Source organism: Arthrobacter sp. 10T419 (assembly GCF_056394105.1).
The window spans coordinates 135726-159114 of record NZ_JBFTHF010000001.1 but is presented as its reverse complement, the minus strand read 5'-3'; the positions used below and the strand labels follow the sequence as shown (position 1 = coordinate 159114).

Genomic DNA, 23389 nt, shown 5'->3' with positions numbered 1-23389 from the left:
CCGTGTCCGGCCGGGAACTGACCCTGCTGACCGAGGGCAGCATTGAGCTGCTCGGCCTCATCCCGCGCAGCAGCAACCAGACGTTCCTGGTCCGGGTCACCTGCGGCGAGGACGAGGGGTACGCGGTCTACAAGCCGGCGGCCGGGGAACGGCCGCTGTCCGATTTCGCGCCCGGGCTCTACCGGCGGGAACGCGCCGCCTACCTGCTCAGCGATTCCCTGGGGTGGGGGCTCGCGCCACTCACGGTGATCCGCGCGGAGGCGCCGTTGGGGGTCGGCTCACTGCAGTGGTTCATCGAGTGCGACTTCCAAGAGCATTACTTCACGCTGTACGAGGATGCCCCCGAGACCCACCGCGAGCTGGAGCGGATCGCGCTGTTCGATTACGTCGCCAACAACACGGACCGCAAGAGCGGCCACGTGCTCCGCGGCGACGACGGGCGCATCTGGGGCATCGACCACGGGCTCTGCTTCTCGGCGGCCTTCAAACTGCGCACCGTGATCTGGGACTTCGCCGGCCACCCCATCCCCGACGCCCTGCTCGAGGACATCGCCCCGCTCGCAGAGGCCGTCCCTCCCGAGATTGCCGACCTGCTCGACGACGACGAGGTCAGCGCCCTGCAGCGCCGCGTCCAGCGTCTCCTGGTCGCCGGGGCACTGCCGGTGGACCGCACCGGCATGCGCTACCCGTGGCCGCTGGTCTGAACACCGACACTCGATGCGGAGACTCTCAGGGTCCTCAAAACCGAGCGAAAGGCGAACCTCGTCCCAGCGGCCGCTCCTACCACTATCTGTTCCGACGGCGTAATCTTCGTGCGCCGGGCTGCACGTTGCTGCGCCCGTATCGGCCTGCGCGGCGTAGTCGCCGTCGCCTCAAACAGGTAAAGCGACTCGACTCTCAAGCGAGCTTGACATTGTCTCGAATAAGGCCGCAAATTAGCGATTGGAAGACACTGCGAAACAAAGGGCCTCAATCATACTTTTCATTTCGACGTGCCCGTCTCTAGGATCATATGTGATCATCTCCACCCCGTAGTGCTGCTGGAAGAGCCGTTGCAGGTATAGAGGACCGTTTGACGGCGCCAGCCAATAATGAGCACCAGCACGATTGACTCCTCCGAAAGAGTTTTCGAGGAGCAACATGAGATCCGGGTCCTGGAATGAGTAACCAATGAATAGGCATGTCTTTGTAAGAAACACAGCCTCCATCACACTATAGAGTTCGGTCGCTCGATGCCGAATGGTGGCGTAGTCCGACCTAGTCAAAACGATATTGCTTAGATCGTCCACGGTGCCGTGGGGCTTTACGAGTGCAGGGGTGCCAGTGCGCACATCTGACCCAAGATTCAGATCTCCTGGGCGGTGGACGCTATACCCGTGGTCACTCGCACGTTCTATGAGTGCATCATAATTCGTTGTTATTATGAGAGAAGGAGCCAACTCGTTAATTATCTGTTTGTGTAGATCAGAAGCTTTAAAGGCGGCTCCGGCCGGACCGTCAGTGGCTGTCCGGATCATCGCACGGAAGTCATTCTCTTTTCCTGCTGCGACCGCGCTCTGCTTAACGACCTCTGCTGCATCCAAATATTGCCCAAGGCGCAGGAGCTCATCCACAAGATTCCGAGACTCGCCGGCAGTAAATGCAGCACTTAGTTGCTCGATTAGCTGCTTCCACGTGACAGGACTGTCAGAACCATTCGACGCGTGCCGCGATAGGCCGGCCCCGATGACCAAAGCCCAGTCGTCGGCAAGTATGCGATTCAGGAGAGTTTCTGGCCACTTTGTGAGAAGACTGGAAGCTGACTCGATCACGGTCGTCATGCGCTCAGCCCAGCATTATCAGCTAACGCGTCACCGATTGCCGTCAGTTGATCCGAATACGCGCGCTGTTGCGATACCTGCGCTCCTCGGACACCGTCCTTCGGCGAAAGATCTAATATGGGCGCGTGGACACTCTGGGCTAGCGGAATCATGGAGAACATGTTCGGCACAACTCCAAGTGCAGGATCGATAACGTCCCGAGCCGCAAACTTCGTTAGCAATCTAGCTCTTTCGGGTATCTGATGCTTAAAGCGATCGTAGGCCGCCACAGAACGGACTTCATTTCCAGTGCGCTTACTAACATATTGCTGGACGGTGTAGCCCACGAATCCCTGTTCTATACCCGACGTGGCAGGCAAATCAGAGACACCCGGCAGGCCGGCGTTTTCCCTTGAAACTGCGGCGATTGCGGACTCGTAGTCGTGTGTCCAGCCGTTAATCCATTCCGTAATGTTGTCGAGTGCGTAGAGACTAAAAAGATCGGCGGCCATCGGGGTGACGAATCTATCGGTCCCGATGAGGACGGATCGATTTAGCGCGCCGAGGCTCGGCCCTACGTCAAAGACGACTAAGTCATAATCTGCGGCTTCGACCAGCGCTGCAACCCATCGGCTGCGCCTTGCCCCGCCGAAGCTTCCTGCCCGGAAGTCGGTCCAGGACTGACTTAGCTTGTCTTCGACTGCCGAGAGTGTGGGGTGACCAGCCAGAACATCAACGCCGAATCGCTCACTCCGGTGGATCGCAAAATCCGTATCAATACCGCTATCGCCTAGACGAATCTGAGTCAGAACTTTGAGAATCGTTTTCTGCTCTGAGGAACTTCTGTCTTCATATATGTCTAACCACTCTTCATCTTGCAGAAGCAGCTGCGTCGCGTTGCACTGCGGATCACAGTCGACTACCAAAGTCTTCAATCCGAACTTACTGGTGAGATAATGCGCCATGTTGCAAGCGAGTGTCGTCTTGCCGACTCCGCCCTTGTTATTGAAGAACGCCAACGATTTCATCTAGGCAATCTATCTGACTTAAACGCCAAACGGTCAATACGGCTCGGCGTTTTTAAATTATCGGCTACCTCACCAAGGTGAACCTTCCGTGCTGGCCGCCCCTGTGATGGGACGGCGGCGCGCACCATCCAGCCTCATCCAGGATCAGAATTGGCGGCGCCCGAACCCCTCTAGGGGCCAGATCGATGCCGATGTGGCGGTTTACCGAAACCAACGCGCTGGAAATGATCCCGCACACGGCAGGGCTCGAACTGATTCCCCGGCGCCGAGGAGAGCGTCGATAAAATCCAACTAATCCTCGCCCTGTCCCTGATTCCTCGGAAACTCCGCGGATTCACAAAGGCCGATGCCATCGGCCGAGGCCATGAGTTTCTTGTGTTTGGATCGGGCGCATGAAGAGTTGGGCTCAGCAATTCAGCACCGCGTGTTCCACATGCCCAATGGCATGTTCAGACGCTCCAGACCGAGGCGTTGCGTCGCGGCCACTCAGTAGTCGATGGGAGATCCCTCAGCTCGCTGTACATGCACTTAGTGGGGACAGCGAGCTGGCATCAAGGCAAGGCAACGGCGGTCAAAGGTGTCCAGGGCTCTTCGCCTTCGCATCGGAGGGCTTGGAAGACAGTTTCGGCCACGGACTTGATTCATCAGTCGCGATTCTCAGAATGGGCGGTCGCTATCGCCGTTGCTTTGCCGGCTCCATGGGTCATCCTTTTCGGCAGGCTTGCGAGTTTCAACAGGCCCACCAAGAGAGTCCAGGATCCCTTTGAAAACAGAGGACACGCCGCTAACCTGGCGAGATACTAAGTTATAAAGTTCCGCAAGCCTGTGCCCACCTGCGGCCCAACTACTGTCGTCTTCTGTACTAAGTACGGCAAACAGCGTGCGTTCGCTGGATTCGTCTCGCCGATGATAAACCTTCAACTCAAATGGAGCGTTCCCATCACCATCGACGCTATCAAGAACCAACGCGTCGTTTTTTCCCAGAGGCAATGAGTATGCAGCCCCGGGCGCCGGCTGCCATTTCGCCCTACCCGATTCCGTTCTGGCCATAAGGGTCTCTATTAGAGTGACCCACTCGTCAGCGTTCAGCATTAAGAGCCTCCAGTCCGTGCGATATACGTGTCGTGATGCCCTCCAGAGTTGGCCCCAGTTGGTCTAGGACGGACTGAGCAGGCTTGACGATTCGGTCGACCTTCGTCGACGGTTTTGAGTAAAGATTATTTTTGGCGTCCGCCGCAAATTGAGCTAGTACTCCTAGCTGAACAGTGAGCTTTATCCCCTCGTGGCCAGTCACAGCATCTTCAACATCCGTGTGCGAGAGAAGTTCAGCTGCCCGGCTGCACTCCTGAGCGATCCACAGCAGGATGTATCGAGCTCCCTGCCTATCATCCGAAGTCGAGGCCTGTTCCAAGTGATTACTTAGCCTCTTGAGGGCCTCCAGACAATCTCGCAAGCTGTTCTTGGCCAGCTTCTTCGTTGTTGCTCGCGCAGTTGACTCAATCGCCTTTGCTTTTTGGAACGCAGCGTATGCCGCCCAGATAGACAGACCCGTTCCCACCAGACCGACCCAATCGGTCCACGACGGGACTTGAGTCCAATCGATCCAGTTCATCGGCGCTCCCCTTCTGCCACGGATGATAATACAGGGATCCGCTAGTCAACGTCCGCGATTGTGGACTAGCTCTCGTCGGCTTAGCCGCCTCCAGCATCTCCTCCTCGGGTTAGGAAGGGCCAGTCAGAGACGATGCTGTCCCGGACCGGGCCGCCGTACAACCGCGCATCCTGCAGAAGATCGCGTATCCCCTGAAACGAGGACGGTCAGTTGACCCTGGGTCGGGCCATCAGCGCGGGTTAGGGAGCGGTTAGAGGCGGCGATCTGGACGCCGCGGCCGCAAGGACCGCAACTCAAGTCGAGCGGCCCTGCCCCTCAGACCTCCGCCACAGGCGCAGCGAACTGGGCCGCGTACAGCGCCGCGTACGCCCCGCCGGCCTCCAGCAGGGACGCATGCGTGCCCTGCTCCACGATCTGGCCGGCCTCCATCACCAGGATGAGGTCGGCGTCGCGGATGGTGGAGAGCCTGTGCGCGATGACGAACGACGTGCGGTCGGACCGCAGCGCGCTCATCGCCTTCTGCACCAGCACCTCGGTGCGGGTATCCACCGAGGATGTTGCCTCGTCGAGGATCAGCACCGAGGGCCGGGCCAGGAACGCGCGGGCAATCGTGAGAAGCTGCTTCTCCCCCGCCGAGACGTTGGCGCCCTCGTCGTCGAGTACGGTGTCGTAGCCCTGCGGCAACGATTTCACGAACCGGTCCACGTACGTCGCTTTCGCCGCCTCGAGGATCTCCGCTTCGGAAGCATCCGGCCGGCCGTAGGCGATGTTGTCCCGGATGGAGCCGCCGAACAGCCAGGTGTCCTGCAGCACCATGCCCATCCGCGAGCGCAGCTCGTGCCGGGACATCGCCGCGACGTCCACACCGTCCAGCGTGATCCGCCCGGCATCGAGCTCGTAGAACCGCATCATCAGGTTCACCAGCGTGGTCTTGCCGGCCCCGGTCGGGCCCACGATCGCCACGGTCTGCCCCGGCTCCGCCACCAGGCTCAGGTTGGAAATCAGCGGCTTGTCCGCAGAGTAGGCAAAGGACACGTCCTCGAACACCAGCCGCCCCCGGCCCCCAGAAGGAGCCTGAGACGGCACCGGATCAGCCGACTGCTCCTCGGTGTCCAGCAGCTCGAACACCCGCTCCGCCGACGCCACGCCGGACTGCAGCAGGTTCGCCATCGAGCCCAGCTGGGCCAGCGGCTGGGTGAACTGCCGCGAGTACTGGATGAACGCCTGCACATCTCCCAGCTGCATCGCCCCGGACGCCACCTGCAGCCCGCCCACCACGGCGATCCCCACATAAACGAGGTTCCCGATGAACGTCATGGCCGGCATGATCAGCCCGGAAATGAACTGCGCGCCGAAGCTGGCCTGGTACAGCTCCACGTTCTTCTGCCGGAACGTCTCCTTTACCTCGCGCTGCCGGCCGAAGACCTTCACCAGCGCGTGCCCGGTATAGGTCTCCTCGATCTGGCCGTTCAGCTCGCCGGTGTTCTTCCACTGCGCCACGAACAGCTTCTGCGAGCGCTTGGCGATCACCGCCGTCGTCACCAGGGTCAGCGGAATGGTCACCAGCGCGATGATGGCCAGCGTCGGCGAGAGGATCACCATCATCACCAGCACCCCGGCCACGGTCAGCACCGAGGTCACCGCCTGGCTGATGGACTGCTGCAGGCTCTGGGAGATGTTGTCCACGTCGTTGGTCACCCGGCTGAGCAGCTCGCCGCGCTGCACGGTGTCGAAGTAGCGCAGCGGCAGCCGGTTGATCTTCGCCTCGATCCGCTCGCGCAGCCGGTACACGGTGCGTTGGACCACGCCGTTGAGGATATATGCCTGCATCCACATAAACGCGGAGGCCAGCACGTACAGCACCAGCGCCCAGAGCAGCACCGAGGACAGCGCGGCGAAGTCGATCCCGGTCCCCGGAGTCAGCGCCATGGCGCTGAGCATGTCCGCCTTTTGGTTCTCCCCCGCGGCCCTCAGCTGCGCGATCAGCTGCGCCTTGCTCACCCCGGCAGGCAGCTGCTTGGACACGACGCCGGCGAAGATCAGGTTGGTGCCCTCGCCCAGCAGCCGCGGCCCGATCACGGACAGCGTCACGCTCACGACGGCGAGCAGGAGTACCAGCGTCAGCCAGATCCGCTCGGGGCGGAGTTCGCCCAGCAGCCGCTTCGCGGACGGGCCGAAGTTCATCGCCTTCTCCGCCGGGATGTTCATTCCGGCGAACGGGCCGCCGTGGCCGGGGCCGCCGCGCGGTCGCGGGATCCGCAGCGGGGCCTCCTGGCCAGCGCCGGGCGGCTTCCCGCCGGCACCGCCACCCGCGCCGGCACCCGAACCTCCGACGCCGCCGGAAGCAGAAGTCCGGGACTCGACCTTGCTCATACCGCCTCCTCCGCCGCCAGCTGGGAATTCACAATTTCGTTGTACGTCGGCGAGGTCTCCAGCAGCTCCTCGTGCGTGCCGTGCGCGACGATCCTGCCGTCGTCGAGCACCAGGATCTGGTCCGCGTCCACGATGCTGGAGACCCGCTGGGCGATGATCACCAGGGTCGCGCCGGCGGTGTGCTGCCGGAGCGCCTGCCGCAGCCTGGCATCCGTGGCGGTGTCCAGCGAGGAGAACGAGTCGTCAAAGATGTAGAGCTCGGGCCGTTTCACCAGCGCCCGGGCGATCGCGATCCGCTGCCGCTGCCCGCCGGAGACGTTGGTGCCGCCCTGCGAGATGGGCGCGTCCAGCCCGCCCTCCATCTCGCGGACAAAGTCCTCCGCCTGCGCGATGGCCAACGCGCGCCAGAGCTCGTCCTCGGTGGCGTCGGGCTTGCCGTAGAGCAGGTTGCTGCGGACCGTGCCGGAGAACAGGTAGGGCTTCTGCGGGACCAGGCCGATGTGCCCCCAGAGCAGGTCCGGGTGCAGCTCGCGGACGTCCACGCCGTCGATCCGCACCGAACCGGACGAGGCGTCGAATAGCCGCGGCATCAGGTTCACCAGGGTGGTCTTCCCGGACCCCGTGGACCCGATGATCGCCGTCGTCTGCCCGGCGCGAGCGGTGAAGTCCACGTCCGAGAGGACCGGTGCCTCGGCACCCGGGTAGGCGAATCCGACGTCGCGCATTTCCAGCTCGCCGCGGGCTGCACGGGCGAGGCTGACCGGGCGCTCCGGCGGCCGGACGCTGGATTCGGTGCCCAGCACCGCGCCGATCCGGTCCGCGGAGACGGCGGCGCGCGGGATCATGATCGCCATGAACGTGGCCATCATGACGGACATCAGGATCTGCATCAGGTAGCTCAGGAACGCGATCATCGTGCCCACCTGCATGGAGCCGTTCTCGATCCGGAACGCGCCGAACCAAATCACGGCCACGGAGGAGACGTTGAGCACCAGCATCACGGTGGGGAAGGCGAGGGCCATCAGCCGGCCGGCGCGCAGCGCGGTGTCCGTGACGTCCTCGTTGGCGCGGCCGAAGCGGGCGGTCTCGATGTCCTCGCGGACGAAGGCGCGGACCACGCGGATGCCGGTGAGCTGTTCGCGCAGCACCCGGTTGACCGTGTCGATCCGGGTCTGCATGAGCCGGAACAGCGGCACCATCCGGGTGACGATCAGGCCCACGGCGATGAGCAGCACCGGCACGCTGACCGCAATCAGCCAGGACAGCTGCACGTCCTGCCGGACCGCCATGATGACGCCGCCGATGCTCAGCATGGGCGCGGTGACCATAAGCGTGGCGGACATCAGCACCAGCTGCTGGACCTGCTGGACGTCGTTGGTGGAGCGGGTGATCAGGCTGGGCGCGCCGAACCGGGTCACCTCCTGCTCGGAGAACTCCGCCACCCGGGTGAAGATCGCCCCGCGCACGTCCCGGCCCAGCGCCATCGCGGCCTTCGCGCCGAAGTAGACGGCGGCGATGGTGCAGGCGATCTGCAGCAGCGTGACCATCAGCATCACGCCGCCGACGCGCACGATGTAGTCCGTGTCCCCGCGCGCCACACCCTGGTCGATGATGTCAGCGTTCAGGGTGGGCAGGTACAACGAGGCGATGGACGCCGCCAGCTGGAAGACGACGACGGCGAGCAGCAGCCGCCGCTGCGGCCTCAGGTATTCGACGAGCAGTTTCCAGAGCATCCGGTCTCCAGTTCTTGCACGGTCCCCGGTTGGTGGTCCGGAGGTCAGTTTACGTCCGGATGCTGGGCGCGGACGGGGTTATTCTCTGGGCGGACTCGGCGCGCGTCGACGCGGGCGCCGCCAGATCTTGACACGGTCTTAATTTGATCCGCTGACCTGTCATTGGCACTGCGCAACGTCGAGTAGCGTTGCTCCCAATCGGCCAGAAACGGAAGGAAGTCTTGTCATGGAGTATGTCGTGCTGCAGGTGATCCTAAAAGAGAAGCTGTGGGGAACCGGCTCGGGAAACCTGACTTCTCTGGAGAAGACCCTCAACGATCAGGCCGCAAAAGGCTATCGCCTCCACACCATAACCACCGCCAGCAGCGGGAGCAAGGGACTCGGCGGCGGTGACCGCATACAGGCAACCATGGTGTTCGAGCGCCTCGGATAGTCGCACCTCGCTGTGGCGTCGGGACGCCATGGCATCCTCCGGCGAGTCCGTTCGCAGGAAAGCGGTCGTGCTCCAGATTGAGAGGAGGTCGAGGTTCGCTCACGGAATTTGACTGCCCGGAGGCAGGAGTTCGCTCAGCAGGCGACCCTGCGCCGTGATCAACTTCTTTCGGGAACAGCCGTCAGTTAATCCCGGACCAAGGTGTACCTTGGCCGAATGCTGAGCATTGGTTCGATCGTGATCAGGGTGGAAAACCTCGAACGCCAGATGGCTTTCTGGCAGGCCGCGCTGGGCTACGAGCCGCGGCACGAGCCCCTCGACGACTTTGTCATCCTGCAGCCGCCGGCCGGTGCCGGCACCTGCATCTCCCTAGACCGCGTTCCCGCGGCCCTCCAGATCCCGCCACGCCTGCATCTGGATCTTTACACCGACCAGCAGGACGCCGAAGTGCAGCGGCTCCTGGCCCTGGGCGCCACCCCGGTCGAGTGGAGCAAGCGGCCGGCGGACGCGGACTACGTGATCCTTGCCGACCCGGAGGGCAACCGGTTCTGCGTGGTGGACACCGCCGGGACGGACAACTCGCCGTCGTCCATTGAAGAAAGCGAACGTCTGAGTGCTGGCGCACATTCCTTAAGTCGGCGCCTCAGTCCGCTGGCTTGCGAGCCAATTACGACGGAGGATACGGGCTAGGAGGCGGGATCGGCGTCGTGTTTCGCGGGCTGATGGCCTTGGACGGCGGCGCGGACGTCGCCCTTTTGGTGCCCGTCCTTGTGTCCGCTGTCCTTCTTGCCGAACGGCAGCGCTTTGAGCAGCGGCTGCAGGATCGCCATCACGACGAGGCCCCAGGCGAGTCCGAGGACGGCCGAGCACAGGGTGTTCACGAGCCAGGCCAGGAAGCCGCCCGCCACCGGGATCCCGGCTACGGGGTGCTCGAGGGCGTGGACCAGATCGTAGGGCAGGTGCCAGCCGAGGTCGTGGGCGCCCTGCAGCATGATGTGCCCGCCCACCCACAGCATGGCGCCCGTCCCGACGACGGTAATCGTGGTCAGCACGGCGGGCATCCCCTTGACGAGCAGCTCGCCGAAGCGCTGGGAGCCCGCGGACTCCTTGGTGGTCAGGTGCAGGCCGATGTCGTCCATCTTGACGATGAGTGCGACGGCGCCGTACACGGCGGCCGTGATCGCGATCGCCACTGCGACCAGGATGGAGGCCCGAACCCACAGGGATTCGGCCGCCACCTCGTTCATCGCGATGACCATGATCTCGCAGGAAAGGATGAAGTCGGTGGTGATGGCGCCCTTGGTGACCTTGGCCTCCGCCTCCGGCCCCCGGTCGACCGCCGGGGTGTCTTCCTCGGCGTCGTGCTGTCCGCGGAGTTTGTGCCAGACCTTCTCGGCACCCTCGTAGCAGAGGTAGGTGCCGCCCGCCATGAGGATGAAGGGAATGACGCCCGGGATGAAGGCGCTGATGAGCAGCAGCGCCGGCAGGATGATCAGGAGTTTGTTCCGCAGCGAGCCCCAGAAGATCTTCTTGATCATCGGCAGCTCGCGGGACGGGTCCGCCCCGGACACGTACTGAGGGGTGACGGCGGCGTCGTCAATGACCACGCCCGCAGCTTTGGCCCCCGCTTTGGCTGCTCCGGCGGCGACGTCGTCCACCGAGGCGGCCGCGATCTTGGCCAGGGCTGCGATGTCGTCCAGCAGGGCGACCAGGCCGCCGCTCACAGCCCGCGTCCGTACTGTTTGGGGGCGGACGGCTGGACGGGGGTGCCCTGGTCGGGGTGCGTGATCGGCATGCTCAATTATATGAGGGACAGCCCGTCGGCTCTGGATCTCTGCCGGGGCGGCTCGGTAGCGTGATGAGCATGAACATCAGACTTGAGAACGTCGGCATCGCCGTGCGCAGCCTCGACGAGGCGATCGCGTTCTTCACCGACCTCGGTCTGGCGGTCGTTGGGCGGGACACCGTCAGCGGCGAATGGACCGACACCGCCGTCGGGCTTGACGGCAATCACGCCAACATTGCCATGCTCGAAACGCCGGACGGCCGCGGCCGCCTCGAGCTCTTTGAATACATCCACCCCGAGGCGATCGAGACGGCGCCCACCCGTCCCAACGAGATCGGCATGCACCGGGTGGCGTTCTCAGTCCCTGACATCGGCGAAGCCCTGGAGATCGCCGCGCGGCACGGCTGCCTTCCGCTCCGCGGTGTGGCGACCTACAAGGACGTCTACAAACTCACGTACCTCCGCGGTCCCAGCGGCATCCTCGTGATGCTCGCCGAGGAGCTGAAGAAAGCCTGAGGGGCCAGTGCGCCCGTTCGCCGGACGGGCGCGCAGTCTGGTTCGATGAGCGGATGGAACATTCGCAGTTGAACGTGCCCGCTCCCAAGCTCTCCGCGGGCGATCGGGTCGCGGTTCTCTCGCCGTCCTTTGCCGCGCCTGGATTCGCCCCTGCCGTGCATGAGCAGGCCATGCAGCGCCTCATTGCGGCCACGGGCCTGATACCGGTGGAGTTCCCAACGACCCGCAAACTCGGATCCCGTCCAGAGGAACGGGCGGCGGACATCAATGCGGCGTTCGCCGATCCCAGCATCCGTGCGATCCTCGCGACCATCGGCGGCGACGACCAGATCACGGTCGTGCCGCATCTGGACGCCGCGGCGGCGGAAGCGGATCCGAAGATCTTCATCGGCTACAGCGACAACACCAATCTGCTCAACTGGCTGTGGTCCCTTGGGATACCCGCATATTACGGCGGTTCCACCCAGGTTCACCTCGGCGCCGGGCCGGGTGCGGACGACGTCCACCTCGCTTCCCTGCGTGCGGCGCTGCTCACCGGAGGCGAACTTGAGGTCACCGATCCGGGGGAATCAGAGGACTTCGGGCCGGATTGGCTCGAGCCACGGGCGCTCGTCGAATACGGCGACCGCGAACCCACCGAACCCTGGACGTGGACGGGTCCGGCACGCACCGTCTCCGGTCCCACATGGGGCGGCTGTATCGAAGTCCTCGACCAGCTGGCCATCGCCGACAGGCTGCCCGCCCTCGACGCACTCCGGGGCAGCATCCTGCTCCTCGAAACCAGCGAACTGCTGGCTCCCGCAGACTGGGTTAAGCGGTGGATTCGAGCGCTCGGCGAGCGTGGTGTCTTGGAGGCAGTCGACGGCGTGATGGTCGCCAGGCCGCCCGTCAGCAGCCACGGGCAGATCCCGCCCGCCGTCGAACGGGCTCAGTTGCGCGCGGCACAGCGGGATGTGGCCGCCGCCGAAATCGCACGATACAACCCGGACGCCGTCGTCTGCATCGGGGTCCCGTTCGGGCATACCCGGCCACAGTGGATCATCCCCTACGGCGGTCAGATCCAACTCAACGGCGAAGCAAAGACGATCACCGCGAACTATTCCTAAGCGTCGCGGAGCTCGAAAGTCAGCGACCAAGTTGGCTAAGCGGCGAAGCCCGCGATCCGGGCGTTGGATCGCGTTCATCATCGCCGGAGCGCCGATCCTGACCGTTCTGCTCTGTAGTCCTTGCGCTCCACTCCCGCCCGGAATACCGTCTCGAGAAGCAGGAGCAACCACGAGCGGAAGGCATGCCGTGTTGAAGCAAGTCGCTGAGGGCGTTTGGGTTCACCAGAGCGAGTTCCTGCAGAGCAACGCCGTCATCGTTCAGGGACGGGCCGGGGTGCTGCTCATCGACCCCGGGATAACGCGCGGCGAAATGGCGGACCTCGCGAACGACCTTCGCGCGTTGGGCCAGCCCGTCGTGGCAGGCTTTTCGACGCATCCGCATTGGGACCACGTGCTCTGGCACCCGGACTTCGGCGACGCGCCCCGGTACGCCACGGCCCGCTGCGCGGCACCGATCCAGGAGCTGCTGTCGCAGCCGGACTGGAAGGACCGCGTAGCCGGCGTGCTGCCGCCGGAGTTCGCCGGGGAGATCCCAATGGAACTTCTGGGCCTTGTCACCGGCCTGCCTGTCGGAACCGCGCAGCTTCCCTGGGACGGCCCCAAAGTCCGGATCATCGAGCATCGGGCCCACGCCGCGGGCCACGCCGCGCTGCTGATCGAGGATCGCGGTGTCCTTGTCGCCGGGGACATGCTTTCCGACATCCTGATGCCGTTCCTCGATCTGAAGGCCGCGGATCCGATCGGTGACTACCTCGCCGCCGTGCAGCTCTTCGAGGGCATCGCCGGCGACGTCGCCGCCGTCGTCCCCGGCCACGGCTCAGTCGGCGGAGCCGAGCAGCTGCGAGCACGGCTCCGGCAGGATCGCGCGTATGTGGAGGCCTTGCGGGACGGCGCTGAGCCCAATGACCCGCGGCTGGGCCCCTCGGCTCCCTTGGAATGGCTGGCCGGCGTGCATCAAGGGCAGGTACAACAGCTCGCCCAAAGAAACGGGAAGCCCGAATAGCGGCCCCGCGCTGAGCTACCCGCCGATCACCACGTTCGCCGGCGGTTCGTCCGCGAGCATGAGCTCGATCTGGCGCTGCAGGAGCTTGCCCATCCGCGGGCGCATGGCCGAGGTGGCGCCGCCGATGTGCGGGCTGATGATGACGCCGGGAGTCGCCCACAGCGGGTGGTCCTGCGGCAGCGGTTCGGGGTCGGTGACGTCCAGGGCGGCGCGGATCCGGCCGGAGGCGGTGTGCTTTACCAGGGCTTCGGTGTCCGCGACCGGCCCGCGGGCGACGTTGACCAGCAGCGCGCCGTCGGGCATGGCGGCGAGGAAGGCGTCGTCGATCAGGTGGCGGCTGGAAGCGCTGAGCGGGACCACCACCACCACGATGTCGTGCTCCGGCAGCAGGCTGTGCAGTTCGTCGATGCCGTGGATCTGGCCGCGCGCATCGGACCGCGCCTTGCTGGCCACCCGGGTCACGGTGGTTTCGAAGGCCACCAGCCGGTCCTCGATCGCCTTGCCGACGCCGCCGTAGCCGACGATCAGCACACTCCGGTCCGCGAGGCTGGCGGTGGGACGGCTCTCCCAGCGGCCCTCCTGCTGGTTTTTCAGCATTCGGGGGAATTCACGCTGGCTGGCCAGAATCAGGGCCAGGGTCAGTTCGGCGGTGGACGCCTCGTGGACGCCCGCGGCATTCGCGAAAACGCGGCCGGCGGGCAGCACCTCTTCAACGCCGTCGTAGCCGATCGACTGGCTCTGCACCAGCCCGGTCTCCACGCCCTCCAGTCCGCGCAGCGCGGACCAGCCGCCCATGTAGGGCGGAACGACGATGTCAATGCTCGGCTGCGGCGCTTCACCGGACAGGTCCCACTGGAGGACGGTGACATCCGGGTGGGGCTGGAGGTATTCACGCAGTGTTGCGTCCGGCAGGCTGACAGTAATTTTCTTCGGCATAGTTGCCAGCCTAGTAGGCCGGCGCGGACGACGGCGGCAGGTGACGGCCGCCGTCGTCGTCCGCGACCGTGGTGAGTCACGGGCGCTGAGTGTGGACAGCGCCTAGTTCGAGCCAGCTCTGTTCAGCGCCGCTTCCAGCAACTCGATGTCGATCCGGGCATGCGCTAACCCTATGGCTGCCGCCTCGGCTTGGCGCTGCGCGCAAATAGCCTCAACGAGCCGCTCATGATCGGCTAACGCGCGGAGCTCCATTTCGCGCATGCCCTCAGGGAAACCCCAGAGATGGGCTGGCGCCGCGAGCCCGATCTGCGCTTCGAGCTCTAGGAGAATGCGTTTGAGAGTCAGGTTGTGTGACGCTTCCGCGATAGCCGTGTGGAGCCTCGCGTCGGCCTTTTGGGAGGCGGTGCCCGATTCGGCCCCCCGGTAGGCTTCCAGCCGCTCCCTGAGCACAGCAGCGTCAGCGTCGGTCCGGTTCTCTGCCGCGGCCCGGGCGATCGTGCCGTGAAGGTGGACCATGGCCTCGCAGGTGTCGCGCAGCGATTCCCAGCGGGACGAGAGAGTCCTTTGCACTGACGCGTTGGACGCCGCTGTCCATTGTTCCCGGACGAACGAGCCACCTGCACGGCCCCGCTGTGTCGATAGCAAGCCTTGGTCGACTAGACGGCCAATGGCGGCTCGGACCGTCATCCGTCCCACATGCAAGGACTTTGCCAGGTCGCGTTCCGACGGCAAGCGGGCGCCCGGCAAATATTCGCCTACCGCAATCGCCGTGATTAGCCGGTCGGTGATTTCATCGGCCCGGGACATCGCGGCCAGAGGCATGTCCAGCGACCCTTCGGGCCCGTCATCTTTGCTCTTGCCCATGGCACCAACTTATACATATTCGTAAAAGGTCTTGGAATTGGACCATTAGTGCGCAAGGATGATGCTCACGCCCGACCAAAGGATTTTGCGTGACAACCCTCACAACACATAGAGTCCCCTTCCGCCAGTGGGAGACCTGGGTGGCGATCTTCACCCCGGATCTCCCCCTAGCTGGAGCTCTCCCCCTTATCGTGCTTCACGGCGGACCGGGCATGGCTCATAACTACCTGCAGAACCTGGCGGCCCTGACGGAAACCGGCCGCACTGTCATCCTTTACGACCAGTTGGGCTGTGGAAACAGCTCGCATTTACCCGATGCCCCGGCGGATTTCTGGGTTCCGCAGCTGTTTGTCGATGAGTTCCTCAGCCTCCTTGCGCACTTCCAGATCGAGGACTTCCATCTTCTCGGGCAGTCCTGGGGTGGCATGCTGGGCGCGGAAATCGCCGTGCGACAGCCGCCAGGTTTGGCGAGCCTATCCATCTGCAACTCCCCCGCTTCAATGGGGCTGTGGGCGGACGCCGCCACAGATCTCAGGGAGCGGCTGCCCCGAGATGTCCAAGATGCGCTGACGTTCCACGAGAACGCGGGCACGGTAACTTCCCCTGCGTACGCTGCTGCCACCATGGCCTTCTACGAGCGCCATGTTTGCCGCACCACGCCTTTCCCAGCAGATTTCGAGGAGAGCGTGGCTCAGATGGAAGCCGAACCGACGGTCTACCACACAATGAACGGCCCCAACGAGTTCCACGTCATCGGAACACTGCGCAACTGGAGCATCGTCGACCGGTTGGAGCGGGTGACCGCCCCGACGCTGGTGGTAGCCGGTGAACATGACGAAGCAACCCCTGCTACCTGGGCACCTTTCATCGCCAATATTCCAGATGTCACCAGCCACGTCTTCGCCGGGGCAAGCCACTGCTCACACCTCGAACAACCCGAGGCTTTCCGGGCCGTCATCGCAGCCCACCTGGCCCGCCACGACCACCACACCCTTGTCTAGGACCACCACAACCACCTCACTCCCAGAAAGAACTCGATGGCAAACTCATCAAGCCCCCCTGAACTCAGCGCCCAACAGCAGCTCGAAGCCTTCGGCTACAAACAGGAACTCAAACGATCGGTTTCCACCACGGATCTACTGGTCTACGGACTCGTCTTCATGGTGCCGATCGCTCCGTGGGCGATCTTCGGCGTCGTCTACAACGCGGCGGGAGGGATGGTCCCGCTCGTATACGTGATCGGCCTTGTCGCTATGATCTTTACCGCCCTCGCTTATCAGCAAATGGCAAAGTCCATCCCGCTCGCCGGCTCTGTGTTCTCCTACGTGGGACGCGGAATCCATCCCACGGCCGGGTTCTTCGCGGGCTGGGCAATCCTGCTGGACTATCTCCTGGTCCCGACGCTGCTGTACGTATTCGCCGCCGAGTCGATGGTGGGGATCTTCCCCGATTCGCCGCGCTGGCTGTGGGCGCTGATCTTTGTGGCGGTCAACACCGTAGTCAACCTGCTTGGCATCAGCTCCATCAAACGGATGAACCGCATCTTCCTTGCGATCGAACTCATCTTTGTCGTGATCTTCATCGTCATCGCGGTCAATGCCTTGGCCGGACACACCGTCCCCGGGGCCGAGCTGACAATGAACCCGATCTGGGACGCGAGTAAGGTCACGGGCCCGCTGATCGCCTCGGCACTGTCTATCGCAGTGTTGAGCTTCCTTGGATTCGACGGCATCTCGACCATGTCGGAGGAGGCTACCGGCGGCCGCAATGCGGCTGGCCGCGCAATGGTTCTGGCACTGTTCCTCGTGGCATTCCTGTTCATCGTGCAGACTTGGCTGGCCAGCGCCCTGGCGGCAGGCCGCCCCTCATTCAACGACGACGAGGTGGGCAACGCCTTCTTCACCATCGTTGAGGCTGCCTCCAACAGCGGCTGGATGACGGCCTTCTTTGTCGTCAACGTGCTCGCGATCGGCGTAGCAAACGCCATGGCGGCGCAGGCCGCCACCTCGCGGCTTCTCTACTCAATGAGCCGAGACCGTCAGCTGCCCAAGTTCCTGTCCCGGATCGATGCCCGCCAGGTACCCCGGAACGCCATCGTTATGGTGTCCGCCATCTCGGCGATCCTAGTCCTGTTCTTCGTAGGACAGATCGACGTCATTTCCGCTCTTGTGAACTTCGGGGCATTGTTTGGGTTCCTGCTTCTGCACCTCTCAGTCATCGTTCACTACGTCGTGCGCAAAAAGTCGAAGAACTACCTCCTGCATCTTGCGGTGCCCATCCTGGGCTTCCTGATCATTGGCTATGTCCTGCTCAACGCGGCTCCCGAGGCCAAAATCGGCGGCGCTATCTGGCTCGTGGTGGGCGCTGCTGTCTTCTCCTACTACAAATTCACCGGGCGGACGCCGGACTTGTCGGACGGCAGCAGCGATGATCCAGAGCTCGTCATGAGCGGAAAGGAATCCCAGCCGTGACCGTAACCGCTGATCATTTCCTCGACAAATCCAACGGGAAATTCTCTTTCTCCGCACACGAGGAGCCCGCGCTTCGGATCGCTCCAGGGACCGGCGAGCGGATCGCCTTCGAGACGAACGACGCCGTGTACGCGGAATTGCACGAGCACCACGACCTGGACCAACTTTCCGTGGGCATCAACCCGGTCACGGGACCGGTTTTCGTGGACGGAGCCGAGCCTGGCGATGCCCTGGTCGTCACGATTCACGAGATCCTGCTCAAAGAATTCGGCTGGTCCGTTAGCCTGCCGGGAACGGGAGCGCTGCGCCACGTGATGGGCGAGGAGATGTTCACCCGCCGGATCCCTATCGATGCAGACGGCGTGCACGTGACCGACCGCCACATCTTCGATGCCCAGCCCATGATCGGCTGTATCGGCACGGCACCGGCCGAGGGGGAGAATTCAACTGTCATGCCGAGCTTCGCGGGGGGCGGCAATATGGACCTGACTGGCTGCCGGCCGGGCTCGAAGGTCTACCTTCCCGTCATGGTGGAGGGCGCTTACCTCTCTATCGGAGATATTCATGCCCTGATGGCGGAGGGGGAGTCTTCCTTCGTGGCAATTGAGGCTGAGGGAACAGCCGTCGTGAGCGTCGAACTGGCCAAGGCGATGAATCTTCGGGCGCCCAGAATTGAAACCGGCGAGCACTGGATCTTCGTTGGCCTAGGGGACCCTGTGCAGGAAAGCATCACCCGCGGCTACGAGGATATGTTCCACTTCCTCGTCCAAGACCATGGCTGGCAACGGGAAGACGCTTACGCTGTTCTGAGCGCCGTCGGGGACTCCCGGCTAGGCGGTCCGACCGGGTCCTCGACACCGGATCCGCTCCATCCTTTCAGTCCGGTGGGAGCAGTCACCGTCCACCGCCTGCCCAAGAGTGTGCTGAAAGCCCATTCCTGAGTCCAAACCCCGAGAGGCTGAGCCCGGCGCGATACCGCGGCGGGCTCAGCCTCTTAGTCGAAGGGCCGGCGCGGACGATGGCGGCACGTGACTGCCGCCGTCGTCGTCCGGGCCGGGGAGTGCCTAGCGGCCGAAGAGCTTGGCGAAGAAGCCGGTCTTGGGCTCGTCTGCATGGCCCTTGCAGCGGTCGGCGCTCTTGACGCCGCGCATGACCTGGTCAACGTGCTGGCCGCAGCCGGCCCACGTGGTCTTGCCGCACTTCTTGCATGCAACCTGTCGGCACATCTGGTGTCTCCCTTTGTCGGTATGGGTCTACCCCTCCACTATACCCCGGGGGGTATGTTGCGCAAGTTCATGGAACACCATTCCGCCCAAGGGCGTTAGTTTCCTACAGTGGGACCCGTCGACGGGACGCACGCACTGACTTCAGACCGTACCGAGAGGATCGCTTCATGGCATACATCAAGGTTGGAACCGAGAACAGCACCGACGTCGAGCTCTACTACGAGGACCACGGCGCCGGGCAGCCGGTGGTCCTGATCCACGGCTACCCGCTGGACGGCTCGTCCTGGGAGAAACAGACCGCCGCGCTCCTGGCCGCCGGCTACCGCGTGATCACCTACGACCGGCGCGGCTTCGGCCAGTCCAGCAAGCCCACCGACGGCTACGACTACGACACCTTCGCCGCCGACCTGAACACCCTGATGACCGGCTTGGACCTCAACGACGCCATGCTGGTGGGCTTCTCGATGGGCACCGGCGAAGTGGGCCGCTACCTCGGCAGCTACGGCTCGGCGCGCGTGGCCAAGGCCGTCTTCCTCGGCTCACTGGAACCATACGTGCTGCAGACCGAGGACAACCCCGACGGCGTCCCGCAGTCCGTGTTCGACGGCCTGATGGAAGCGGTCACGGCCGACCGCTACGCCTTCTTCACCGACTTCTTCAAGAACTTCTACAACAGCGACACCTTCCTGGGCACACCGCGGCTCAGCGAGGAAGTCATGCGGGCTGGCTGGAACCTCGCCACTGCGGGCGGCCCGACGGCGTCCGCTGCCGCGCAGCCCACCTGGCTCACCGACTTCCGCGGCGACATCCCCAAGATCGACGTCCCGGCCCTGATCGTCCACGGCACCGCGGACCGGATCCTGCCGATCGACGTCACCGGCCGCCGCTTCACCAAGGCCCTGCCGGACGCGGAGTACGTGGAGATCGACGGCGCCCCGCACGGGATGCTCTGGACCCACGCCGCCGAGGTCAACAAGGTGCTGCTGGGGTTCCTGGCCAAGTAGGCCGCAGCGGCGGTTTCCGCGCCGGTTCAGGACGGGCGCACCTCGGGTCCGGGGTGCGCCCGTCCGCGTCCGTAGCGGTTTTCTGGAAGCGTCGGAGGGGCTGGCGCATGCGGGTCCACAGGCGCACGATTAACGTACCGGGAATGCCCTGGCGCAGACCCCCGGCCGACGCCCTATTTAGCACGGGCGAGCTAATCGAAACTGGACGGACGTGCCACCGCGACTGCGGTGCCACCGCGGCGTGATCGTGACGGGCACACGCCGTCCGACCCTCTTGAACCGCATCCTCCAGTAGGAGCACCAAAAGAAATGTCCATCACCACATCACCAACCACGTCCCACCCCCGGGCGGCCAAGTTCACCTTGGTCTCGGCCATCACCCTGGGGCTCATCGGCGGCCCCGTCGCCTTGGCCGCACCGGCTGACGCGTCGACCCGCCAGGGTGGCTGCACCGTCGACCCGTTGAGGCCAACCGACCGTAGCCACTGGGTCGATTTCCGCATCAAGGTGGACTGCCGGGACAACAGGACCGTGCAGATAAGGCAGTTGCGTTATGAAGACGAGCGCGGCCGCAGGCACGACGATTTCCTGGGCGGCTCAACGTTCTGGGAGTCCTTCAACCGGCGCCACGAGTCGACGACCGTCCACAGCTACCGCTTCGTCCCTGACCGCCGCGGCGAGGAAAAGGTTTACCAGCTCGTCTCGTTCCGCGTCCGCGTGGGCAACCACTGGTCCAACTGGACCCGTTGGGAGAAGAGCGAGGTGGCAACGCTCCGGCACTGAACGTCTTCCACGAAAGTGCCAATACACCGGAAAGCCAAGGGGTTCCCTTGGCTTTCCGGTGTGCTGCGCGCTAGACCTCGTCGTCCCACCCGCCGGCGCCGACGGCGTCTTCCGGCTTGTCGTCCGACGTCGGGTCGCCGGACCCGATGTACGCCGCGGGCACCGTTCCGGCGGCCTGGGTCTGCTGTTCCTCGCGGATGTTGCCGGCGCGGCCCGGCTCGGTGTGGCCCGGCTCGGCGTGCGGCTGGCGGGCCTCGACGTCGTCGGAGTCGCCCTGCTGCTGGCGCTCCTTCGCGGCCTCGGGGTCGCCGGGACCGCGCAGGCCGGCGGGGTCGTTGCTTGGCTCATTCGGATCACTCATTGCACTGCCTTTCATCCGCGGATGGACTTCTCCCACACTAACTTGGAGCCTTACCGGGCGGCGCCGGACGCGATCAGTTCTTCCAGCCCGCGCTTGAACCCGGACCGGCCGCCGTGGGCGGGATGCCTGATTTTCGGCACGTCCAGCCCGCTGCGCTGCAGGCTGCGGTGCGCCACGTTGCCGACGGCCACCACCGTCTCGATCGCAAATTCCTGCTTCAGCGCCTGCCAAAAGGGGGTTCCCAGCGCCGCTTCGGACGCCGTGGGGGTGCGGTTGGACAGGGGCCGCCCTGGCACGTGGGTGTGCCACGGGCAGGCGCTCCAGAGCAGCGGAAGGAACTCCAGCTCGGCCAGCACCTCCCACATCACCGTCGCGGTCGGCTCGGCGGCAATGCCCGCAGCGTCCGGCGGCAGAACGTAGCCCTTGCCCGGTCCGAACAGGCCAAAAGCGTTGGCTGGCCCCTCCAAAATGGGGCGGTTGGTGAACGGAACCCCGGTGATCCGCATGCCCCTGAAACCCGGGGCCTCCCCCACCAGCAGCACCTTGGGCGAACGGTCCCGCAGTTCCTGCAGGTAGATCGCCAGATTGCGCCGGCGCTGCTCATTCGCGGGCTCGCTGTGGTCGAAAAAGTTGGCGCACCCCGGCCCGGTTTCCACGGACGCGAGCCGGTGCACAAAGTCCTCGATGGAGGGTGCAATCATTCCGGACCTGCCCTCCTGGCGGCTCGTGGGTCACCCAGGCTATCCGCGGAACGTCCGCACGGGCGCCGGCGCCGCCCTAGCATGGGGACATGACGGACACGACCATCTTTACGGTGGGGCACTCCACTCACCCCATCGACGAATTCATCGGCATCCTCAAGGCTCACGGCATTAAGAAGCTGATCGACGTCCGCACCGTCCCGAAGTCGCGGCACAACCCGCAGTTCAACGCGGACGCACTCGCAGCGAGCGTGCGGGCCAACGGCATCACCTACCGGCGGATGGAATCCCTCGGCGGTTTGCGGCACACCACCAAGGACAGTGCCAATGGCGCCTGGCGCAACGCCTCGTTCCGGGGCTACGCGGACTACATGCAGACCGAGGAGTTTTCCGCCGCCGTCGGCCAGCTGCTGGAGCGCGGGCGGAGCAACGATGCGGCGATCATGTGCGCGGAAGCCGTCCCATGGCGCTGCCACCGTTCGCTGATCGGTGACGCGCTCCTGGTCCGCAATGCCGAAGTGCTGGACATCATGACGGCGAAGTCCGCCAAACCACATACCCTGACCTCGTTCGCCCGCGTCGACGGCCACCGGGTCTGGTACCCGGCGGAGTGACAGCCGGGGCGCCAACCGGACCGCCCCCTACCAGCGCGGGTGGACGGATTCGCGGAAGTAGCGGTCGTAGATTTCGTGGACGCCGATGTCGAAAGTTGAGTCAATGCCGCTGACCGACGCCGCCTCGGCGTTCGCGCGGGCCTGCTCGACGTTCCGGGCCCCCGGGATCACCGTGCTGACGCCCTCCTGCGCCGCGATCCAGGCGAGGGCCGCCTGGGCGGTGCTGACGCCGTCGGGCACCAGTTCCTGGAACTCGGCCACCGCCGTGAGGCCCTCCCCGAAGTCCACGCCGGAGAAGGTCTCCCCCACGTCGAACGCCGCGCCGGCGCGGTTGTAGTTCCGGTGGTCGTCCGCCGCGAAGGACGTGTCCGCCGTGTACTTGCCGGAAAGCAGCCCCGAGGCGAGCGGCACGCGGGCGATGATGCCGACGCCGGCGGCCACCGCCGCGGGCAGCACCTCGTCCAGCGGCTTGAGCCGGAAGGCGTTGAGGATGATCTGCACGGTGGCGGTGCCGTCGTGGCGCATGGCCTCGAGGGCTTCGTCAGCCCGTTCCACGCTGACGCCGTAGTTCCGGATGGCACCCTCGGCCACCAGGGTGTCCAGCGCGTCGTACACCTCGGCGTTGCTGTAGACGGCGGTGGGCGGGCAGTGCAGCTGGACCAGGTCGAGCTGCTCGACGCCGAGGTTCCGCCGGGACCGGTCCGTCCATTCGCGGAAGTTGGCGAGGTTGTAGTTTTCCGGCCGCTGCTCCATCCGGCGGCCCATTTTGGTGGCCACCGTGATATCCAGGCCGTGGTTGTCCGCCAGGAAGGCGCCGATGGCCTGCTCGCTGCGGCCGTCGCCGTAGACGTCGGCGGTGTCGAAGAACGTGACGCCGGCTTCCGCGGAGGCGGCCAGGATGGTCTGCGCCTGCGCCGGGTCCACGTTGCCCCAGTCCGCTCCGAGCTGCCAGGTGCCCAGCCCGATGATGGAGACGTTCCGACCGGTCTTGCCCAAGATTCTTTGTTCCATGATCCGACTATAGGGTGTTGCCTTGCTAG

The 23389-nt window shown here is 64.5% G+C and carries 24 protein-coding genes; 12 read left to right on the top strand and 12 right to left on the bottom strand.

The genetic code is table 11. The features are described 5' to 3' along the window. Window positions 1–2 precede the first annotated feature (2 nt). Window positions 3–704, top strand: a complete 702-nt coding sequence (locus AC1DBD_RS00745) for an SCO1664 family protein (RefSeq protein ID WP_476981204.1) — start codon at window positions 3–5, stop codon at window positions 702–704. 231 nt (window positions 705–935) lie between these two features. On the opposite strand, the gene AC1DBD_RS00740 is transcribed toward AC1DBD_RS00745, so the two are convergent. The 5 genes from AC1DBD_RS00740 to AC1DBD_RS00720 all read right to left on the bottom strand — a co-directional run bounded on the left by AC1DBD_RS00740 (window position 936) and on the right by AC1DBD_RS00720 (window position 8545). Continuing rightward, the gene (locus AC1DBD_RS00740; protein ID WP_476981203.1) at window positions 936–1820 is read right to left on the bottom strand and encodes an SIR2 family NAD-dependent protein deacylase; all 885 of its coding nucleotides are present in this window, start codon (window positions 1818–1820) and stop codon (window positions 936–938) included. Beyond that, window positions 1817–2827, bottom strand: a complete 1011-nt coding sequence (locus AC1DBD_RS00735) for a ParA family protein (protein ID WP_476981202.1) — start codon at window positions 2825–2827, stop codon at window positions 1817–1819. Before AC1DBD_RS00735 ends, AC1DBD_RS00740 begins: the two co-directional genes overlap by 4 nt. 1078 nt (window positions 2828–3905) lie before the next feature. After that, window positions 3906–4439: a hypothetical protein gene (locus AC1DBD_RS00730; protein WP_476981201.1), complete on the bottom strand. Its 534-nt coding sequence runs from the start codon at window positions 4437–4439 to the stop codon at window positions 3906–3908. A 315-nt stretch (window positions 4440–4754) separates the two neighbouring features. Then, entirely contained in the window at window positions 4755–6812 is a 2058-nt protein-coding gene (locus tag AC1DBD_RS00725; RefSeq protein ID WP_476981200.1) for an ABC transporter ATP-binding protein, read from the bottom strand. Further along, on the bottom strand, window positions 6809–8545 hold the full coding sequence (locus tag AC1DBD_RS00720; protein WP_476981199.1) for an ABC transporter ATP-binding protein: 1737 nt from the start codon (window positions 8543–8545) through the stop codon (window positions 6809–6811). The genes AC1DBD_RS00725 and AC1DBD_RS00720 overlap by 4 nt, the downstream gene beginning before the upstream one ends. A 226-nt stretch (window positions 8546–8771) precedes the next feature. Here AC1DBD_RS00720 and AC1DBD_RS00715 point away from each other — a divergent pair, with 226 nt between their 5' ends. Further along, entirely contained in the window at window positions 8772–8978 is a 207-nt protein-coding gene (locus tag AC1DBD_RS00715; protein ID WP_441416677.1) for a DUF4177 domain-containing protein, read from the top strand. 216 nt (window positions 8979–9194) lie between these two features. Next, window positions 9195–9668 carry a VOC family protein gene (locus AC1DBD_RS00710; RefSeq protein WP_441416676.1) on the top strand — a complete coding sequence of 158 codons (474 nt, stop codon included), beginning with the start codon at window positions 9195–9197 and terminating at the stop codon, window positions 9666–9668. Here the strand turns inward: AC1DBD_RS00710 and AC1DBD_RS00705 are convergent. Further along, window positions 9665–10702 carry a DUF808 domain-containing protein gene (locus AC1DBD_RS00705; protein WP_476981198.1) on the bottom strand — a complete coding sequence of 346 codons (1038 nt, stop codon included), beginning with the start codon at window positions 10700–10702 and terminating at the stop codon, window positions 9665–9667. The genes AC1DBD_RS00710 and AC1DBD_RS00705 overlap by 4 nt on opposite strands. A 140-nt stretch (window positions 10703–10842) precedes the next feature. Here AC1DBD_RS00705 and AC1DBD_RS00700 point away from each other — a divergent pair, with 140 nt between their 5' ends. The 3 genes from AC1DBD_RS00700 to AC1DBD_RS00690 all read left to right on the top strand — a co-directional run bounded on the left by AC1DBD_RS00700 (window position 10843) and on the right by AC1DBD_RS00690 (window position 13389). After that, window positions 10843–11280, top strand: coding sequence for a VOC family protein (locus tag AC1DBD_RS00700; protein WP_476909260.1), 438 nt, complete (start codon window positions 10843–10845; stop codon window positions 11278–11280). Between the two features lie 53 nt (window positions 11281–11333). Further along, window positions 11334–12386 carry a S66 family peptidase gene (locus tag AC1DBD_RS00695; RefSeq protein ID WP_476981197.1) on the top strand — a complete coding sequence of 351 codons (1053 nt, stop codon included), beginning with the start codon at window positions 11334–11336 and terminating at the stop codon, window positions 12384–12386. A 187-nt stretch (window positions 12387–12573) separates the two neighbouring features. Further along, the gene (locus AC1DBD_RS00690; protein WP_476981196.1) at window positions 12574–13389 is read left to right on the top strand and encodes an MBL fold metallo-hydrolase; all 816 of its coding nucleotides are present in this window, start codon (window positions 12574–12576) and stop codon (window positions 13387–13389) included. A gap of 15 nt (window positions 13390–13404) precedes the next feature. On the opposite strand, the gene AC1DBD_RS00685 is transcribed toward AC1DBD_RS00690, so the two are convergent. After that, window positions 13405–14325 carry a 2-hydroxyacid dehydrogenase gene (locus AC1DBD_RS00685; protein WP_476981195.1) on the bottom strand — a complete coding sequence of 307 codons (921 nt, stop codon included), beginning with the start codon at window positions 14323–14325 and terminating at the stop codon, window positions 13405–13407. A 102-nt stretch (window positions 14326–14427) separates the two neighbouring features. After that, a complete protein-coding gene (locus AC1DBD_RS00680; protein WP_476891945.1) occupies window positions 14428–15189 on the bottom strand; it encodes a FadR/GntR family transcriptional regulator in 762 nt (253 codons plus the stop codon). A 140-nt stretch (window positions 15190–15329) separates the two neighbouring features. Here AC1DBD_RS00680 and AC1DBD_RS00675 point away from each other — a divergent pair, with 140 nt between their 5' ends. Genes AC1DBD_RS00675 through AC1DBD_RS00665 form a run of 3 tightly spaced genes read left to right on the top strand, consistent with a single transcriptional unit; the run spans window position 15330 to window position 18601 of the window. Beyond that, window positions 15330–16190: a proline iminopeptidase-family hydrolase gene (locus AC1DBD_RS00675; RefSeq protein ID WP_476891944.1), complete on the top strand. Its 861-nt coding sequence runs from the start codon at window positions 15330–15332 to the stop codon at window positions 16188–16190. Window positions 16191–16226: 36 nt separating this feature from the next. Then, on the top strand, window positions 16227–17660 hold the full coding sequence (locus tag AC1DBD_RS00670) for an APC family permease (protein WP_476981194.1): 1434 nt from the start codon (window positions 16227–16229) through the stop codon (window positions 17658–17660). Continuing rightward, window positions 17657–18601 (top strand): acetamidase/formamidase family protein, encoded by a 945-nt coding sequence (locus tag AC1DBD_RS00665; RefSeq protein WP_476981193.1) that lies wholly within the window; start codon window positions 17657–17659, stop codon window positions 18599–18601. The genes AC1DBD_RS00670 and AC1DBD_RS00665 overlap by 4 nt, the downstream gene beginning before the upstream one ends. 123 nt (window positions 18602–18724) lie before the next feature. Here AC1DBD_RS00665 and AC1DBD_RS00660 read toward each other — a convergent pair whose 3' ends face one another. Beyond that, on the bottom strand, window positions 18725–18886 hold the full coding sequence (locus tag AC1DBD_RS00660) for a hypothetical protein (protein WP_175322402.1): 162 nt from the start codon (window positions 18884–18886) through the stop codon (window positions 18725–18727). 167 nt (window positions 18887–19053) lie between these two features. Between AC1DBD_RS00660 and AC1DBD_RS00655 the strand changes: the two genes are divergently transcribed. Together AC1DBD_RS00655 and AC1DBD_RS00650 are read left to right on the top strand one after the other, a co-directional pair. Beyond that, window positions 19054–19890, top strand: coding sequence for an alpha/beta fold hydrolase (locus AC1DBD_RS00655; RefSeq protein ID WP_476981192.1), 837 nt, complete (start codon window positions 19054–19056; stop codon window positions 19888–19890). A gap of 309 nt (window positions 19891–20199) precedes the next feature. Further along, on the top strand, window positions 20200–20673 hold the full coding sequence (locus AC1DBD_RS00650) for a hypothetical protein (RefSeq protein ID WP_476891940.1): 474 nt from the start codon (window positions 20200–20202) through the stop codon (window positions 20671–20673). Window positions 20674–20743: 70 nt separating this feature from the next. Here the strand turns inward: AC1DBD_RS00650 and AC1DBD_RS00645 are convergent, their stop codons facing one another. Together AC1DBD_RS00645 and AC1DBD_RS00640 are read right to left on the bottom strand one after the other, a co-directional pair. Further along, window positions 20744–21034 (bottom strand): hypothetical protein, encoded by a 291-nt coding sequence (locus AC1DBD_RS00645; protein ID WP_476891939.1) that lies wholly within the window; start codon window positions 21032–21034, stop codon window positions 20744–20746. A 50-nt stretch (window positions 21035–21084) separates the two neighbouring features. Next, window positions 21085–21735, bottom strand: a complete 651-nt coding sequence (locus AC1DBD_RS00640) for a uracil-DNA glycosylase (RefSeq protein ID WP_476891938.1) — start codon at window positions 21733–21735, stop codon at window positions 21085–21087. Window positions 21736–21824: 89 nt separating this feature from the next. Here AC1DBD_RS00640 and AC1DBD_RS00635 point away from each other — a divergent pair, with 89 nt between their 5' ends. Continuing rightward, window positions 21825–22349, top strand: coding sequence for a DUF488 domain-containing protein (locus tag AC1DBD_RS00635; RefSeq protein ID WP_441416664.1), 525 nt, complete (start codon window positions 21825–21827; stop codon window positions 22347–22349). Between the two features lie 27 nt (window positions 22350–22376). Here AC1DBD_RS00635 and AC1DBD_RS00630 read toward each other — a convergent pair whose 3' ends face one another. Beyond that, window positions 22377–23360 carry an aldo/keto reductase gene (locus AC1DBD_RS00630; RefSeq protein WP_476981191.1) on the bottom strand — a complete coding sequence of 328 codons (984 nt, stop codon included), beginning with the start codon at window positions 23358–23360 and terminating at the stop codon, window positions 22377–22379. Window positions 23361–23389 lie beyond the last annotated feature (29 nt).